Raw genomic sequence first — 13,108 nt, 5'->3', positions numbered from 1 at the left:
ATGCGGGAGGGGTGGCGCGCAGCGCCGGGCTGGGGGCTCCGCGCGTCGATGCGCTCAGCTGCGGTAGTCCGCGTTGATCTTCACGTAGTCGTAGCTGAAGTCGCAGGTCCAGCAGGTGGCGCGGGCGTCACCGCGGCCTAGCGCGACGCGGATCGTGATCTCGGCCGGCGCCATCGCGGCCGCGCCCTGCTCTTCCTTGTAGTCCGGATTGCGTCCGCCGTCCTTCGACACGAGGAAGTCGCCTATCCACAGACTCACTTTCGACGTGTCGAGATCAGCCAGCGACGGGTGCGTCTGCGCGGCGTTGCCGACCGCGGCCAGGATGCGGCCGAGGTTGGGGTCGGAGGCGAAGAAGGCGGTTTTGACCAGCGGCGAGTGCGCGATCGCGTAGCCGACCGCCTTGCACTCCGGCACGTCATGGCCGCCTTCGATCTCGATGGTGATGAACTTGGTCGCGCCTTCGCCGTCGCGCACGATGGCCTGCGCCAGTTCGGCTGCCAGCGAAGTGACGGCGTCGGCCAGCGCGCGGCCGTCGGCGCTGTCGAGCGACGTGATTTCGGCGTTGCCGGCCGTGCCAGAGGCGATGAGCATGAAGGAGTCGTTGGTCGAGGTGTCGCCATCGACGGTGACGCAGTTGAACGAGCGATCGGCGGCGTGCTTCACCATGTCTTCCAGCGCAGCCTGCGACACCGCCGCGTCGGTGGCGATGAAGCCGAGCATGGTGGCCATGTTCGGCTTGATCATGCCGGCGCCCTTGCTGATGCCGGTGATCGTGATCTTGCGGCCGTCGAGGGTGAGCGTGCGCGAGCCGGCCTTGGCGATGGTGTCCGTGGTCATGATGGCGTGTGCCGCCTCGTACCAGTTGGCCTCGTCGAGATCGTCCATGCAGGCCGGGATGCCGCGCTCGATGCGGTCCACCGGCAGCGGCTCCATGATGACGCCGGTCGAGAAGGGCAGCACCTGTTCCGGCGCCAGTTCGAGCGCGCGGGCGACCGCCACGCAGGTGGCGTGGGCGGCGACCAGACCCGGTTCGCCGGTGCCGGCATTGGCGATGCCGGTGTTGATGACCAGCGCGCGGATGTCGCTGCGCGACAGGTGATCGCGGCACACCTGCACCGGCGCGGCACAGAAGCGGTTCACCGTGAACACACCGGCCACGCGCGCGCCCGGCAGCAGCGAAATCAGGCACAGGTCGCGCCGGTTGGCCTTGCGGATGCCGGCCTGGGCGATGCCAAGACGGACGCCGGCGACCGGCAGGATGGTTTCGGCGGGGGGCGTCTGGTAGTTCACGGGCATGGCAGGCTCGGTTCGCGGGAGGTAAAGCGCGGAGTTTACATGCAGGCCGCAGCGCCTGCCGGACCGTGCAAACAGTCCGTCGCGTAACAGGAAGAAACGCATTCCGTCACACGGCCGTCATCTGGCGCTTGCGCGGGCGGCTGCGGCAAGGCTGCGCGGGCACGCCCACCTCGCTACGCACACCCCGGCCCGGCGCGGATCTGCCGGCGGCATGGGCCGAACGGCTCACCCGCCCTTCATGGCATTGAAAAGACCTCTCCCTATGGTCGGCGCGTTCCCGGCGCTCCGCCGGCACGAAACCTGTGGGAGACACGACATGAACGCACGCACGCAACTCACGCTGGTACTGGCGGTGGCGGCCGCCTTTGCCGCCACCTCGGCCAACGCCGCGCAGAACACGCTGTCCGGCTGGGCGGTGATGCCGGCCAACACCTTCTCCGACGGCCCGACCTCGGGTCAGTTTGCCGGCGCAGGTGCCGGCGGCAATCCGCTGCCGCTGGTCGACATGCAGCCGGTGCAGGGCTTCTCCGGCGTGTTGGCCGGCGCCAACGGCAGCTTCCGCGTCATCACCGACAACGGCTTCGGGGCACAGGGCAATTCGGCCGACACGCTGCTGCGCAGCTACGCGGTGAATGTCGATTTCCGCACCGCGCTGGGCGGCAGCGGCACCGTGTCCGCCGCCAACTGGAATACCGGCGCCTCGCTGCCCGCTTTCAACGCGGCCAGCCGGATCACGCTGAGTGACCCGAAGAACCTGCTGAGCATCAAGGTCCAGGCCGACTACACGCACTACTACAACAACGCCGCCAACCCGCTGGTCGATCCGTCGATCAAGGCCGGTCGCCTGCTCACCGGCGCCGACCTCGACGTCGAGTCGGTGCGTCAGGACAAGAACGGCAATCTGTGGTTCGGCGACGAGTTCGGTCCCTATCTGGTGAAGACCGACGCCACCGGCGTGGTCCAGCGCCGCGAGATCGCGCTGCCCGGCGTGTTCGCGCCGCAGCACGAGGCGGTGCTGAACGGTTCGGTCACGAGCAACCTCGGCGGCTCGGGCGGTTTCGAGGGCATGGCCATCAACGCCAGCGGCGACAAGCTCTACACGCTGCTCGAAAAGACGGTGGCCGGCGACCCGGCGAAGAGCCTGCGCATCAATGAATTCAGCATCGACAGTGAAAGCTATACCGGCGTCGACTACCTGTACCAGCTCGAAGCCGAAGGCACCGCGATCGGCGACATGACCGCCATCGACGACCACCGCTTCCTGGTGATCGAGCGCAACGGCGGCACCGCCACCAGCGGCACGCCGTTCAAGAAGATCTTCATCGCCGACACCACCGGTGTCGCCGACGGCGGCTTCGTCACCAAGACCGAACTGGTCGACCTGATGAACATCGCCGACCCGGACGACCTGAACGGCGACGGCCTCACCAGCTTCACCTTCCCCTACGTGACCATCGAGGACGTGCTCATCCTCGACGCCAACACGCTGCTGGTGATCAACGACAACAACTACCCGGGCACCGGCGGCCGCGACTTCGGTTCCGACCACACCGAGTTCCTGAAGATCAGCCTGGCCAACCCGGTACCGGAGCCGGAAACCTACGCGCTGATGCTGGCCGGCCTCGGCCTGATCGGCCTGGCCGCGAAGCGCCGCCGCTGATCCTTCGCGCCGGCCCCGCAATGACGGGGTCGGTTCGTCATTCCCTCCGGAATCCATCATGAAGAAACTGCTTCTGGCCACCGCTGTGGCCCTCTCGGTCGGCGCCGCACAGGCGGCCGACTTCTCGCTGCGCGTGATCGGTGCAACCTCGCTGCCCACCGGCACGCTGTTCCAGGGTGTCGAATTCGGCGGCATCTCCGGCCTCGACCGCGCCGCCGACGGCACTTACTGGGCGATCGCCGATGACCGCGGCGGCGAGCGCGGCACGCCGCGCTTCTACAACCTGTCGCTGGACTACGACGCCGCCGGCTTCAACGGCGTCGCCATCAACAGCCAGACCTATATGCAGCGTCCGGACGGCACGACCTTCCCGTCGAACGCCCGCACGGTGGACCCGGAAGGCATACGCGTCGCACCGAACGGCAATCTGTACTGGTCGTCGGAGGGCAACTGGAACGCGAACGCCGCCAGCCGTTACCAGCCCTTCGTCCGCGAGATGACGACCTCGGGCGTGTTCGTACGCGAATTCGCCACACCCGCCATGTACAACTACGTCGACAACGCGAGCACCGGTGGGCGCAACAACAAGCTGTTCGAAGCGCTCACGGTGACGCCGAACGGCACGATCTACACCGCCAACGAAGACGCGCTGGTGCAGGACGGCCCGCTCACGTCGATCAGCAACGGCAGCGTGGTACGCCTGACCGCGCTCGACCCGGTGAGCGGTGCGGCCGGCGTGCAATATGCGTACGAACTGCCGCCGATCCCGGTCGACGCGGTTCCGGGTGCGCCCTTCGGCCCGGACAACGGCCTGCCCGAACTGCTGGCGATTTCCGACACGCAGTTCATCGCGATCGAGCGCGCCTTCGCCTTCGGCGTCGGCAACACCATCCGCCTGACGCTGGCCGAGATCACCGCCGACACTACCGACGTGAGCGGCATCGCCAGCCTGACCGGCGCCGACTACACGCCGATGCGCCGCACGCTGCTGCTGGAAATGCCGATCACTTTCGAAGGCATCACGCTCGACAACATCGAAGCCATCAGCTGGGGCAAGACGCTGGCCAACGGCAACCGCACGCTGGTGCTGGCCGCCGACAACAACTTCAGCGCCACGCAGAGCACGCAGTTCATCGCACTTGAAATCGCGCCGGTACCCGAGCCGGCAACGTACGCGCTGCTGCTGGCCGGCCTTGGTCTGCTGTCGCTGGCCCGTCGCCACGCGCGGCGCTGACCCCTTACTCCCTGGAGAACATCACCATGCGCATCAAATTCCTCGCACTGGCCATCGCCGGCGCACTGAGTCAGGCGGCGTTCGCCTGCGTACCGGGCAGCTACAGCAGCAATGTGCTCTTCGGCAGCACCGACAGCGGTGTGCCGGACCGTGTGCTGGACGCGAGCTGCACCACCGTCGATGGTCAGATCCGCGACGAGGACCCGTGGGGCAATCAGGCCGCCTTCATCGCCCACGTATCGTCGGTCACGCTGGCACAGCAGAAGGCCGGCAGGATCAGTGCGGTCGAACGCGCACGCCTGCTGATCGCCGCACGCAACTCGCAGATCGGCACCACGCTGAAGGTGAAGCTGATCGCCTTCAACGACTTCCACGGCTACATCAAGCCGTTCGAAGGTTCGAGCAGCAACCCGGGCGTCACCCGCTTCTCGACCCGCATCAAGGAACTGAAGGCGCAGAACCCGCTGCACGCCGTGGTATCGGCCGGCGACATGATAGGCGCCAGCCCGCTGACCTCGGCGCTGTTCAAGGACGAGCCGACGATCGAGGCGATGAACCGCATCGGCATCGACTTCAATGCGGTCGGCAACCACGAGTTCGACGAAGGCAAGGACGAACTGCTGCGCATGCAGCACGGCGGCAACCACCCGACCGACGCCTACTCCGGCCTGGGCATGAACGAGGATCTGAAGGGCGGCGAATTCGCCGGCGCGAAATTCCGCTTCCTCGCCGCCAACGTGCATGACACCGCCACCGGCAGCACCGTGTTCCCCGGTTACGGCGTGAAGGACTTCCTCGGCAACAAGGTGGCCTTCATCGGCATGACGCTGGAAGGCACACCGAGCATCGTGTCGCCTTCGGGCGTGGCCGGCCTGCAGTTCAAGGACGAGGCCGACACCGTCAATGCGCTGATTCCGAAACTGAAGGCGCAGGGCATCGAATCCATCGTCGTACTGATCCACGAAGGCGGCTTTGCGTCCGGCGGCATCAATGGTTGCACCGGCGCCTCCGGCCCCATCGTCGACATCGTCAACCGGCTCGACCCCGAGGTTGACCTGGTGGTGTCCGGTCACACCCATGCCGCATACAACTGCCTGATCAACAACAGCGCCGGCCAGCCGGTGCGGGTGACGTCCGCCGGCCAGTACGCGCGCAACCTGAGCGACATCGACCTCACCATCGATACCCGCACGCGTGACGTGATCGAAGTCGCCGCAAACAACCTGGTCACCGGAACCGCGACCGCGGAAGATGCGGCGCTGACCGATCTGGTGGCGCACTACGACGCGCTGTCCGCCGTGCCCAAGGCGCGCGTGATCGGCACGATCACGGCAGCGATCAGCCGCTCGCAGAACGCGGCCGGCGAATCGGCGCTGGGCGACGTGATCGCCGACGCCCAGCTCGACGCGACCGACGATGCCGGCACCGGCAACGCGGCCGTGACCTTCATGAACCCCGGTGGCATACGCGCCGACCTGCCGTTCAACGCACCGGACGGCAAGGTGACCTACGGCGACGCCTTCACCGTGCAGCCCTTCGGCAATTCGCTGGTAACCATGACGCTGACCGGCGCCCAGATCCGTACCTTGCTGGAAACGCAGTTCAGCGGCTGCAACGGCCAGACCGCGACGCGCATCCTGCAGGTGTCGCGCGGCTTCCACTACGCCTACACCGCCGGCAACGCCTGCAATGCGCGCGTCACGTCGATGTCGCTGGATGGCGTGGCGGTCGATCCGTCGGCCAGCTACCGGGTGACGGTGAACAGCTTCCTCGCCGACGGCGGCGACGGCTTCGCCGTGCTGAAGGACGGCACGCAGCGCCTCGGCGGCGCGGTCGATACCGATGCCTTCGAAGCCTATCTGCAGGCCAACCCGAGCGGCGTCGCGCCGGGCCCGCAGAACCGCATCACCAAGAATGACTGACGCCCGCCCCTGATTCCGGAGAACAGAAAATGAACCTGATCAAGACCACGCTGGCCGTCGCGCTGGCCGCCACTGGCCTGTCCGCACAGGCTGCACACTTCCAGATCGTCGGCCCCAGCCTCGTCGGTGGCTATACCTATGCCGAAGCCACCACCAGCGTGTTCGGCACGGTGTCGGCCGATGCCGAGGTCGATGACCTTTCGTCGCCCCAGGCGCTGCTGGGCTTCGGCGCGTACAGCGACTCGGCGACCGATGGCAGCTCGACCATCACTTACGACTGGGTGCGCGAAGTCACGTTGGACGCGCAGACCGACGCCACGGCCGTCGGCTTCGCGCTCGGCGGCACCTCGGTGCTCGGGTTCGATGGCATTCAAGGCCTGCAGGGACTGGTGGAATCGTCGCGCGTCACGCTGGATACGACGCTGAAGATCGCGTCGGACGGCGAAGCCGCCGGCAGCGCCATCCGCATGCTGATCAGCGGCACCGCCGAGTCGCTGTTCTCGGCCAGCCTGTCGGTGATCGAGCCTGACACCTCCTTCAGCCTGGTCGCGAGTTGGGGCGGTCAGTCGGTGAGCTACACCGGCAATGGCTCGATGGAGGCGTTCGATCTGAGCCTCGACACCGTGGTCGGCGCCGAGGTCACGCTGTCGCTGAGCTACATCACCCGCCCGGGCTGGGTGGGCGCGGCCATCGACATCCCCGTCGGCACCGTTCAGGGCTTCGAAGAAAGCGGCCTGATGGCCGGCACGCTGACGCTGGCGCCGGTACCCGAGCCGGAAACATACGCGCTGCTGCTGGCCGGTCTGGGCCTGATCGGCGCAGCGGCCCGCCGCCGTCGCGGCTGAGTCAGCCGCGGCGCGGCGCTGCGGCAGCGTCGAGCGCCAGGCCGGCCAACTGCGCCAGATGCAGCAGCGCGTCCTGGGTGCCGGCCGGAAACGGCGGCCGGGACGGTGTGCGATCGATGTAGAGCACGCCGACCACCTGGTTCTGCGCGTGCAGCGGCACCAGTATCTGGTGCCGCTCGCCCAGCGCAGCGCGCAGGCGGGCCACCGACGGCAACCCGGGGGCCGGCACGTGGCTAGCGTCGATGTCGATGACGCGGCCGTGGTCGACCAGTTCGGTCAGCGCGTCGCGCGGCGCACCGGCGAGCAGGAAGGTGAAATGGCGCATCAGTTGCTGCGCACCGTGACCTTCGGTCGCGCGTGCGGCCAGTTGCGCACGGTTGGGCGCCACCAGCGCGAGTACCGCGCGGTCGGCACCCAGCGCACGGCCGGCGCCTTCTAGCGCCAGATCGAGCACCGCGGTGCTCGCCGATCGGGCCGCCATCAGTGCGGTCATGCGGCGCGCGACATCCAGTTGCAGCAGCGGATCGGCCTCGGCGCCGTCGCCACCCTCGGCCGGCGCAGCACCGGATGTCGGTGTCGGCTGCGGAATGCGTGCCGCCGCGTCCTCGCAACCGTAGAAGCCGGCGATGCGGGCCGCCTCGCGCGCATGCGCCGCGACCACCGGCGCAAGTGCCGCCACGTCCTGGCGCAGCACCTTGGCGTAATCGCGCATCGCCACCCGGGCGCGCTCGCAGTCCCAGCCGCCTTCGGCCGCCACGGCCAGACGGTATCCGGCGACCACCAGCGCTTCGCGACTGTCCAGCCGCACGCCGTCGGCACAGGCGTTCACGACGAGGCCGGGCAAGGCCCATTCACGCGCCAGTTTCTGCGTCAGCGTGCGCAGGCGGCAACCCAGCACCTCCATCTCGACCTGCTCGGGCGGCGCCTTGCTCTGGCGCAACGCCTTGTCCAGCTTCTGCCCGACCTCGCCGGAAAAGCACCAGAACGCCATTTCGCCGATGTGCGACAGCAGCGTCGCGATGAACACTTCTTCGGGTGACGCGTCGCCGCGCGCCGACGCGGCGTGCCGCGCATGCACTGCGGCGTGGAAACAGCGCGCCATTTCGGCGGCGACGCGCTCGCGCACGCCGCCGGCGAGAAAGGCGTCGATCAGCGCGACCGACACCGCGATATTGCGCACCGTGTCGAAGCCGAGCACGACGATGGCGCGCGAAATCGTGCTGACGCGCTGGCTTTCGCCACGGAAGAAGACGGAATTGGCCATCCGCAGTACGCGCGCGGTCATGCCGGCGTCGCGCAGGATGATGGTGCCGAGCGCAGAAGTCGGGCTTGCCTCGTCGCCCGCGACCTCGCCGATGGCGGCGAGTGTGGCGCTGAAGATGGGCATGTCCTGGCTGCGCAGGCGGTCCACCCAGGCTTCGAGCGGATCGGATGCGGTGGCGGTGGGTGCGCTCATGGACGGGTACGGGACACAAAAATTGACATCATGTCCCGCTAACGGCGCGCCACCGCGAATTCTTGAGACAGAACCCGAGGCGGCGTGAGAGCGGCCGGCGCGCCGGAGCAGGCGCCGCCGGCCGTACCGGGCTTACTTGACCAGCAGCACCGGGCGGTTGGAATGGTGCAGCACGCCGCTGGCCACCGAGCCGAGGGCAAAGCTGGCGAGCGCGCCGTGACCACGACGGCCCATCACGATCATTTCGCAGTCGTGCTGTTCGGCGTAGCGGGCGATGGTTTCGGCCGGCGGGCCGACGTGCAGGTGCAGCACCGGCTCGATCTTCGCGTTGCGCAGGGTTTCCAGCGCCGAGCGCACGGCGTCCTGCCCTTCTTCGCGGTAGTAGTCGTTCAGCGCTTCACGGCTGACGTGGTGCTGCAGCAGGCCGCCCGGTACCGGGGCGTGCACGAACAGCAGGTGGATTTCGGGCTGAGTGGTCAGCATGGCGGCAAGGCGCAGCACTTCGGCCGTGGCGCGCACGCCATGATCGGAACCGTCTACGGCAAGGAGGATACGCATGGTGTTCTCGACACTTGTTATAGGAAGGTGTCTAAGTATGGCAGATGAGGCCGTTCCACAGCCCGTCGCCAAGCGTGGATGCCCGCGCCAGACCAACGATGCCGAAGCCGAGCACCAGCAGCCCGGCCACCCGTCGCAGCGCCGGATGACGGGTCGCCGCGCGCAGCCGGGTCAGCAGCATGCCGGCCAGCAGCAGATTAGGCAGCGTGCCCAGACCGAAGGCCAGCATGATCAGCGCCCCACTGCCGGGCGACCCAGACAGCAGCGCCAGTCCGAGCATGCTGTAGACGAGGCCGCAGGGCAGGAAGCCCCAGAGCAGACCGACGCCGAGCGCCTGCGCCGGCGTGTGCGCCGGCAGGAAGCGCCGGGCCAGCGGCTGGATGCGCGCCCACAGCGGGCGCCCCAGTGCCTCGACCGGCGCCAGCAGGCGCGTATAACCGGCCAGATAGAAACCGAGCGCGATCATCATCAGGTTGGCGAACACGTAGAGCGTCATCTGCACCGGCGCAGCGTCGCCGGCGAGCAGGCTGACGCCGCCGACACCACCGGCCACCGCTCCGGCCAGCGAATAGCTGGCAATGCGCCCGCCGCTGTAGGCGGCGTGCATCGCCAGCGCAGGCAGTTGGGCACGCCAGCCGCGACGTACCGGCTGCGGCACGCCGGCCGAAATCGCCGACACGATGCCGCCGCACATGCCGGCGCAGTGCACGCCGCCGAGCAGGCCGACGACGAAGACAGCTGCCAATCCGAGGTTCATTGAAGGTCCGGTGGAAAACGGGAGCCGGTCGGTCGGACCGCCGGCTCACACCACCTTAGAGTAGCGCACCGTTTCGCTGTCGAGACGCAGATAGCGGTCGAACACCATGCAGACCGCGCGCACCAGCAGGCGCCCGCGCGGCGTGATGGCGATCCAGTCCGGCTCTATGGTGAGCAGACCGGCCTCCTCAAGCTCAGACAGCTCATCCAGCTCGGACGAGAAATACTTCTTGAAATCAATGGCGTAGGAACTTTCTATCGCCTCGATCGACAGTTCGAAGTGGCACATCAGCGCACCGATCACGGCACTGCGCACGCTGTCGTCGGCGGTCATGTTCAGACCGCGCATGACCGGCAGTTCGCCATCATCGATGGCCTGGGTCCAGCTCTCTATCGTGCGGTGGTTCTGCGCGAAGCTCGCACCGACGCGAGAGATGGCCGATACGCCCAGACCGATCAGGTCGCAGCCGGCGTGCGTCGAATACCCCTGGAAGTTGCGCTGCAGGCGACCGTGCCGCTGCGCCTGCGCCAGTTCGTCGTCGGGGCGGGCGAAATGATCCATGCCCACATGCACGTAGCCCGCCTCGTGCAGACGGTCGATCGCCAGTCGCAGCAGTTGCGGCCGCACTTCCGGGCCGGGCAGCATGGCCTCGTCGATGCGCCGCTGCGGCATGAACTGCTTGGGCAGATGGGCGTAGTGATAGATCGCCACCCGATCCGGCGCCAGCCGGATCAGCGTGGCCAGCGTCGCGTCGAAACTGTCCAGCGTCTGGCCGGGCAGGCCGTAGATCAGGTCCACGCCGGTTGATACGAAACCGTTCTCGCGTGCCGCCTTCAGCACGATCTCGGTCTCCTCGACGCTCTGGATGCGATTGACCGCCCGCTGCACGACCGGGTCGAAATCCTGCACACCGACGCTGATGCGGTTGAAGCCGAGCGAGCCCAGATGCGCCACGCGCGCCGCGGTGACGCCACGCGGATCGAGCTCGATCGAACACTGTGCGTTGTCCGACACCCTGAAATGGGTACGCAGGCCTTCGATCAGCCGGGTCATCTGCGCGTCGTTCAGGAAGGTCGGCGTGCCACCCCCCAGGTGCAACTGGGCGATCTCGCGGCTGCCCTTGACCAGCGACGCCTTCATCGCCATTTCGCGCAGCAGCGTGTCGAGATATGCATCCGCACGCGCGTGATCCTTGGTGATGATCTTGTTGCAGGCGCAGTAGTAGCAAATCGTGTCGCAGAACGGGATATGGACGTAGATCGACAGCGGTCCGGCGCTCGCCGTACGCGCAGCGAGGCGTGCAGCGTGGGCGCGCGCGTCGTGCGAGAAATTGAACCGGTCGGCGGTGGGGTATGAGGTGTAGCGCGGCCCCGGTACGTCGAAACGACGCATCAACTGCGGGTCGAACACCAGTTCCTTTGCGACATTCATGATTTATTGGCACACTTTGCGGTATGTTCATCATGCAAGCGCGGCCATCACCGTGCATTGATCGCAATCAATGAACAGCGTATCGATACCGATCACCCCGCAGGGACTGCAAGTCGCCTGCTCCGCCTGCAACCTGCGCGAACTGTGCATGCCGGTCGGCCTGTCCGACGACGAGCTGGAACGCGTCGACACGCTGATCGGTGCCCGCCGCAAGATTCCGCGCGGCATGCCGCTCTACCTGTCGGGCGAATCCTTCCAGTCGCTGTACGCGATCCGCACCGGTTTCTTCAAGACCGAGGTGATCTCGGAAGACGGCCGCGAGCAGGTGACCGGCTTCCAGATGGCGGGCGAACTGATGGGGCTGGACGGTATCGGCTCCGGCCAGCACAACTGTGACGCGCGCGCGCTGGAGGACAGCGAGGTGTGCGTCATCCCGTTCAACCGCCTGTCGGAGCTGTCGCGCGAGATCGACACGCTGCAGCATCACTTCCACAAGGTGATGAGCCGCGAAATCGTGCGTGATCAGGCGGTGATGATGCTGCTCGGCACCATGCGTGCCGAAGAGCGCCTGGCCGCCTTCCTGGTGAACCTGTCGCAGCGCTTCGCGTCGCGTGGCTATTCGGCGACCGAGTTCAACCTGCGTATGACGCGCGAGGAAATCGGCTCCTACCTGGGCCTCAAGCTCGAAACCGTCAGCCGCGGCCTGTCCCGGCTGCAGGATGAAGGTCTGCTGTCGGTCAGCAACAAGAACATCCGCATCCACAAACTGGACGACCTGAAGCGGGCGATGAGTCCGCGCTGCTGAGCAGGCCCGCGGCACGCCTAGGCAGCATCGCGACCAAGGGTCGCTCCCACACAAAGCGCGCCCGACCTGTCGCCGAGCCGGGGATTCTTGTGGGAGCGAGCTTGCTCGAGACAGCGGCCTGAATCGAAGCCCGCATCCCACACAAGCCGCTTCGCGACCAGAGCTCGTTCCCACACAAAACACGCCAACCTGACGCAGCGCCTACGGTGTCCGGACGCTCCGCGCGAACGCGTCCATCACCGCATCCGCCGCATCTTCACGCAGGCAGTCGATGCGCTGGTCTATCTGCATCGAGCGCAGCCAGGTGATCTGCCGCTTCGCCAGCTGGCGCGTCGCGTAGATGCCGGTGTCGCGCATGGTCGATGCATCGACCTCGCCTTCCAGGAAATTCCACACCTGGCGATAGCCGACGCAGCGCATCGACGGCATGCCCGCATCGAGCCGGTACTTCGCACGCAGCCTGCGCAGTTCGTCGACCAGTCCCTGTTCCAGCATCTGGTCGAAACGCTGCTCGATGCGCCGATGCAGCCAGGCACGGTCCGACGGTTCGAGCGACAGCACGGTCATCGGCGGCAGCGGCGCGTCGTCCTCTCGTCGGGCGTAACTTTCTGCGAGCGGCCGGCCGGTCAGCGTGACGATTTCGAGCGCGCGCTGGACGCGCTGCGCGTCGGTCGGCTTGAGACGGGCAGCGGCGTCGGGATCGAGCCGGGCCAGTTCGGCGTGCAGTGCAGGCCAGCCCTGCTCCGCCGCGCGTGCATCGATGTCGGCGCGCAGCGCGGCGTCGGCGTCAGGCAGGTCGGACAGTCCCTCGCGCAGCGCCTTGATGTAGAGCATGGTGCCGCCGGCCAGCAGCGGGATGCGGCCGCGTGCCTGGATATCGCCGATCAGGCGACGGGCGTCAGCTGCGAAACGCGCCGCCGAGTAGGCCTCTTCCGGCGACACGATGTCGATCAGGTGGTGCGGGCACAGCGCCTGTTCTTCGGCCGACGGTTTGGCAGTGCCGATGTCCATGTCACGGAACACCAGCGCCGAATCGACGCTGATCAGCTCGATCGGCAGCGCACGCGCGATGCGGGCGACCGCCGCCGTCTTGCCGCTGGCGGTCGGGCCGAGCAGCACCAGCACCGGCCGCGTGTGTGCCATG

Annotated in this window: 11 protein-coding genes; 5 read left to right on the top strand and 6 right to left on the bottom strand. The window is 67.3% G+C overall.

Going from position 1 to position 13,108, the window contains the following annotated elements; genetic code table 11:
* Window positions 1-54: 54 nt before the first annotated feature.
* On the bottom strand, window positions 55-1,296 hold the full coding sequence (gene argJ / locus METRZ18153_RS0104975) for a bifunctional glutamate N-acetyltransferase/amino-acid acetyltransferase ArgJ (protein WP_020163686.1): 1,242 nt from the start codon (window positions 1,294-1,296) through the stop codon (window positions 55-57).
* A gap of 316 nt (window positions 1,297-1,612) precedes the next feature.
* On the opposite strand from argJ, the gene METRZ18153_RS0104970 reads away from it, so the two are divergent.
* Genes METRZ18153_RS0104970 through METRZ18153_RS0104955 form a run of 4 tightly spaced genes read left to right on the top strand, consistent with a single transcriptional unit; the run spans window position 1,613 to window position 6,957 of the window.
* Window positions 1,613-2,956 carry an esterase-like activity of phytase family protein gene (locus tag METRZ18153_RS0104970; protein ID WP_029143556.1) on the top strand — a complete coding sequence of 448 codons (1,344 nt, stop codon included), beginning with the start codon at window positions 1,613-1,615 and terminating at the stop codon, window positions 2,954-2,956.
* Window positions 2,957-3,014: 58 nt separating this feature from the next.
* On the top strand, window positions 3,015-4,190 hold the full coding sequence (locus METRZ18153_RS0104965) for an esterase-like activity of phytase family protein (RefSeq protein ID WP_020163684.1): 1,176 nt from the start codon (window positions 3,015-3,017) through the stop codon (window positions 4,188-4,190).
* A gap of 26 nt (window positions 4,191-4,216) precedes the next feature.
* Window positions 4,217-6,112: a bifunctional metallophosphatase/5'-nucleotidase gene (locus tag METRZ18153_RS0104960; protein WP_020163683.1), complete on the top strand. Its 1,896-nt coding sequence runs from the start codon at window positions 4,217-4,219 to the stop codon at window positions 6,110-6,112.
* A 29-nt stretch (window positions 6,113-6,141) separates the two neighbouring features.
* Window positions 6,142-6,957, top strand: coding sequence for an FxDxF family PEP-CTERM protein (locus METRZ18153_RS0104955; protein WP_020163682.1), 816 nt, complete (start codon window positions 6,142-6,144; stop codon window positions 6,955-6,957).
* A gap of 1 nt (window position 6,958) precedes the next feature.
* Here the strand turns inward: METRZ18153_RS0104955 and METRZ18153_RS0104950 are convergent, their stop codons facing one another.
* The 4 genes from METRZ18153_RS0104950 to hemN all read right to left on the bottom strand — a co-directional run bounded on the left by METRZ18153_RS0104950 (window position 6,959) and on the right by hemN (window position 11,159).
* Window positions 6,959-8,413 carry an HDOD domain-containing protein gene (locus tag METRZ18153_RS0104950; protein WP_020163681.1) on the bottom strand — a complete coding sequence of 485 codons (1,455 nt, stop codon included), beginning with the start codon at window positions 8,411-8,413 and terminating at the stop codon, window positions 6,959-6,961.
* Between the two features lie 132 nt (window positions 8,414-8,545).
* Window positions 8,546-8,971, bottom strand: a complete 426-nt coding sequence (locus tag METRZ18153_RS0104945; protein WP_020163680.1) for a universal stress protein — start codon at window positions 8,969-8,971, stop codon at window positions 8,546-8,548.
* Window positions 8,972-9,002: 31 nt separating this feature from the next.
* The gene (locus METRZ18153_RS0104940; RefSeq protein ID WP_029143555.1) at window positions 9,003-9,728 is read right to left on the bottom strand and encodes a sulfite exporter TauE/SafE family protein; all 726 of its coding nucleotides are present in this window, start codon (window positions 9,726-9,728) and stop codon (window positions 9,003-9,005) included.
* A gap of 45 nt (window positions 9,729-9,773) precedes the next feature.
* Complete coding sequence (hemN, locus tag METRZ18153_RS0104935; RefSeq protein ID WP_020163678.1) at window positions 9,774-11,159, bottom strand: oxygen-independent coproporphyrinogen III oxidase; 1,386 nt, start codon at window positions 11,157-11,159, stop codon at window positions 9,774-9,776.
* Between the two features lie 70 nt (window positions 11,160-11,229).
* Between hemN and fnr the strand changes: the two genes are divergently transcribed.
* Entirely contained in the window at window positions 11,230-11,964 is a 735-nt protein-coding gene (gene fnr, locus METRZ18153_RS0104930) for a fumarate/nitrate reduction transcriptional regulator Fnr (protein WP_019919345.1), read from the top strand.
* 201 nt (window positions 11,965-12,165) lie between these two features.
* Here fnr and miaA read toward each other — a convergent pair whose 3' ends face one another.
* Entirely contained in the window at window positions 12,166-13,107 is a 942-nt protein-coding gene (gene miaA / locus METRZ18153_RS0104925; protein WP_043363764.1) for a tRNA (adenosine(37)-N6)-dimethylallyltransferase MiaA, read from the bottom strand.
* Window position 13,108 lies beyond the last annotated feature (1 nt).

Source organism: Methyloversatilis discipulorum (assembly GCF_000385375.1).
GTDB classification, from domain to species: domain Bacteria; phylum Pseudomonadota; class Gammaproteobacteria; order Burkholderiales; family Rhodocyclaceae; genus Methyloversatilis; species Methyloversatilis discipulorum_A.
Note: the sequence above shows the minus strand (reverse complement) of the source record. Positions and strands in the feature narration are given on the sequence as shown.

Excerpts from the sequence above, each read along its gene's own strand:
- METRZ18153_RS0104960 (WP_020163683.1), top strand. The coding sequence starts at position 4,217 with ATGCGCATCAAATTCCTCGCACTGGCCATCGCCGGCGCACTGAGTCAG.
- METRZ18153_RS0104965 (WP_020163684.1), top strand. The coding sequence starts at position 3,015 with ATGAAGAAACTGCTTCTGGCCACCGCTGTGGCCCTCTCGGTCGGCGCC.
- fnr (WP_019919345.1), top strand. The coding sequence starts at position 11,230 with ATGAACAGCGTATCGATACCGATCACCCCGCAGGGACTGCAAGTCGCC.
- METRZ18153_RS0104945 (WP_020163680.1), bottom strand. The coding sequence starts at position 8,971 with ATGCGTATCCTCCTTGCCGTAGACGGTTCCGATCATGGCGTGCGCGCC.
- METRZ18153_RS0104970 (WP_029143556.1), top strand. The coding sequence starts at position 1,613 with ATGAACGCACGCACGCAACTCACGCTGGTACTGGCGGTGGCGGCCGCC.
- miaA (WP_043363764.1), bottom strand. The coding sequence starts at position 13,107 with ATGGCACACACGCGGCCGGTGCTGGTGCTGCTCGGCCCGACCGCCAGC.
- argJ (WP_020163686.1), bottom strand. The coding sequence starts at position 1,296 with ATGCCCGTGAACTACCAGACGCCCCCCGCCGAAACCATCCTGCCGGTC.
- hemN (WP_020163678.1), bottom strand. The coding sequence starts at position 11,159 with ATGAATGTCGCAAAGGAACTGGTGTTCGACCCGCAGTTGATGCGTCGT.
- METRZ18153_RS0104955 (WP_020163682.1), top strand. The coding sequence starts at position 6,142 with ATGAACCTGATCAAGACCACGCTGGCCGTCGCGCTGGCCGCCACTGGC.
- METRZ18153_RS0104940 (WP_029143555.1), bottom strand. The coding sequence starts at position 9,728 with ATGAACCTCGGATTGGCAGCTGTCTTCGTCGTCGGCCTGCTCGGCGGC.
- METRZ18153_RS0104950 (WP_020163681.1), bottom strand. The coding sequence starts at position 8,413 with ATGAGCGCACCCACCGCCACCGCATCCGATCCGCTCGAAGCCTGGGTG.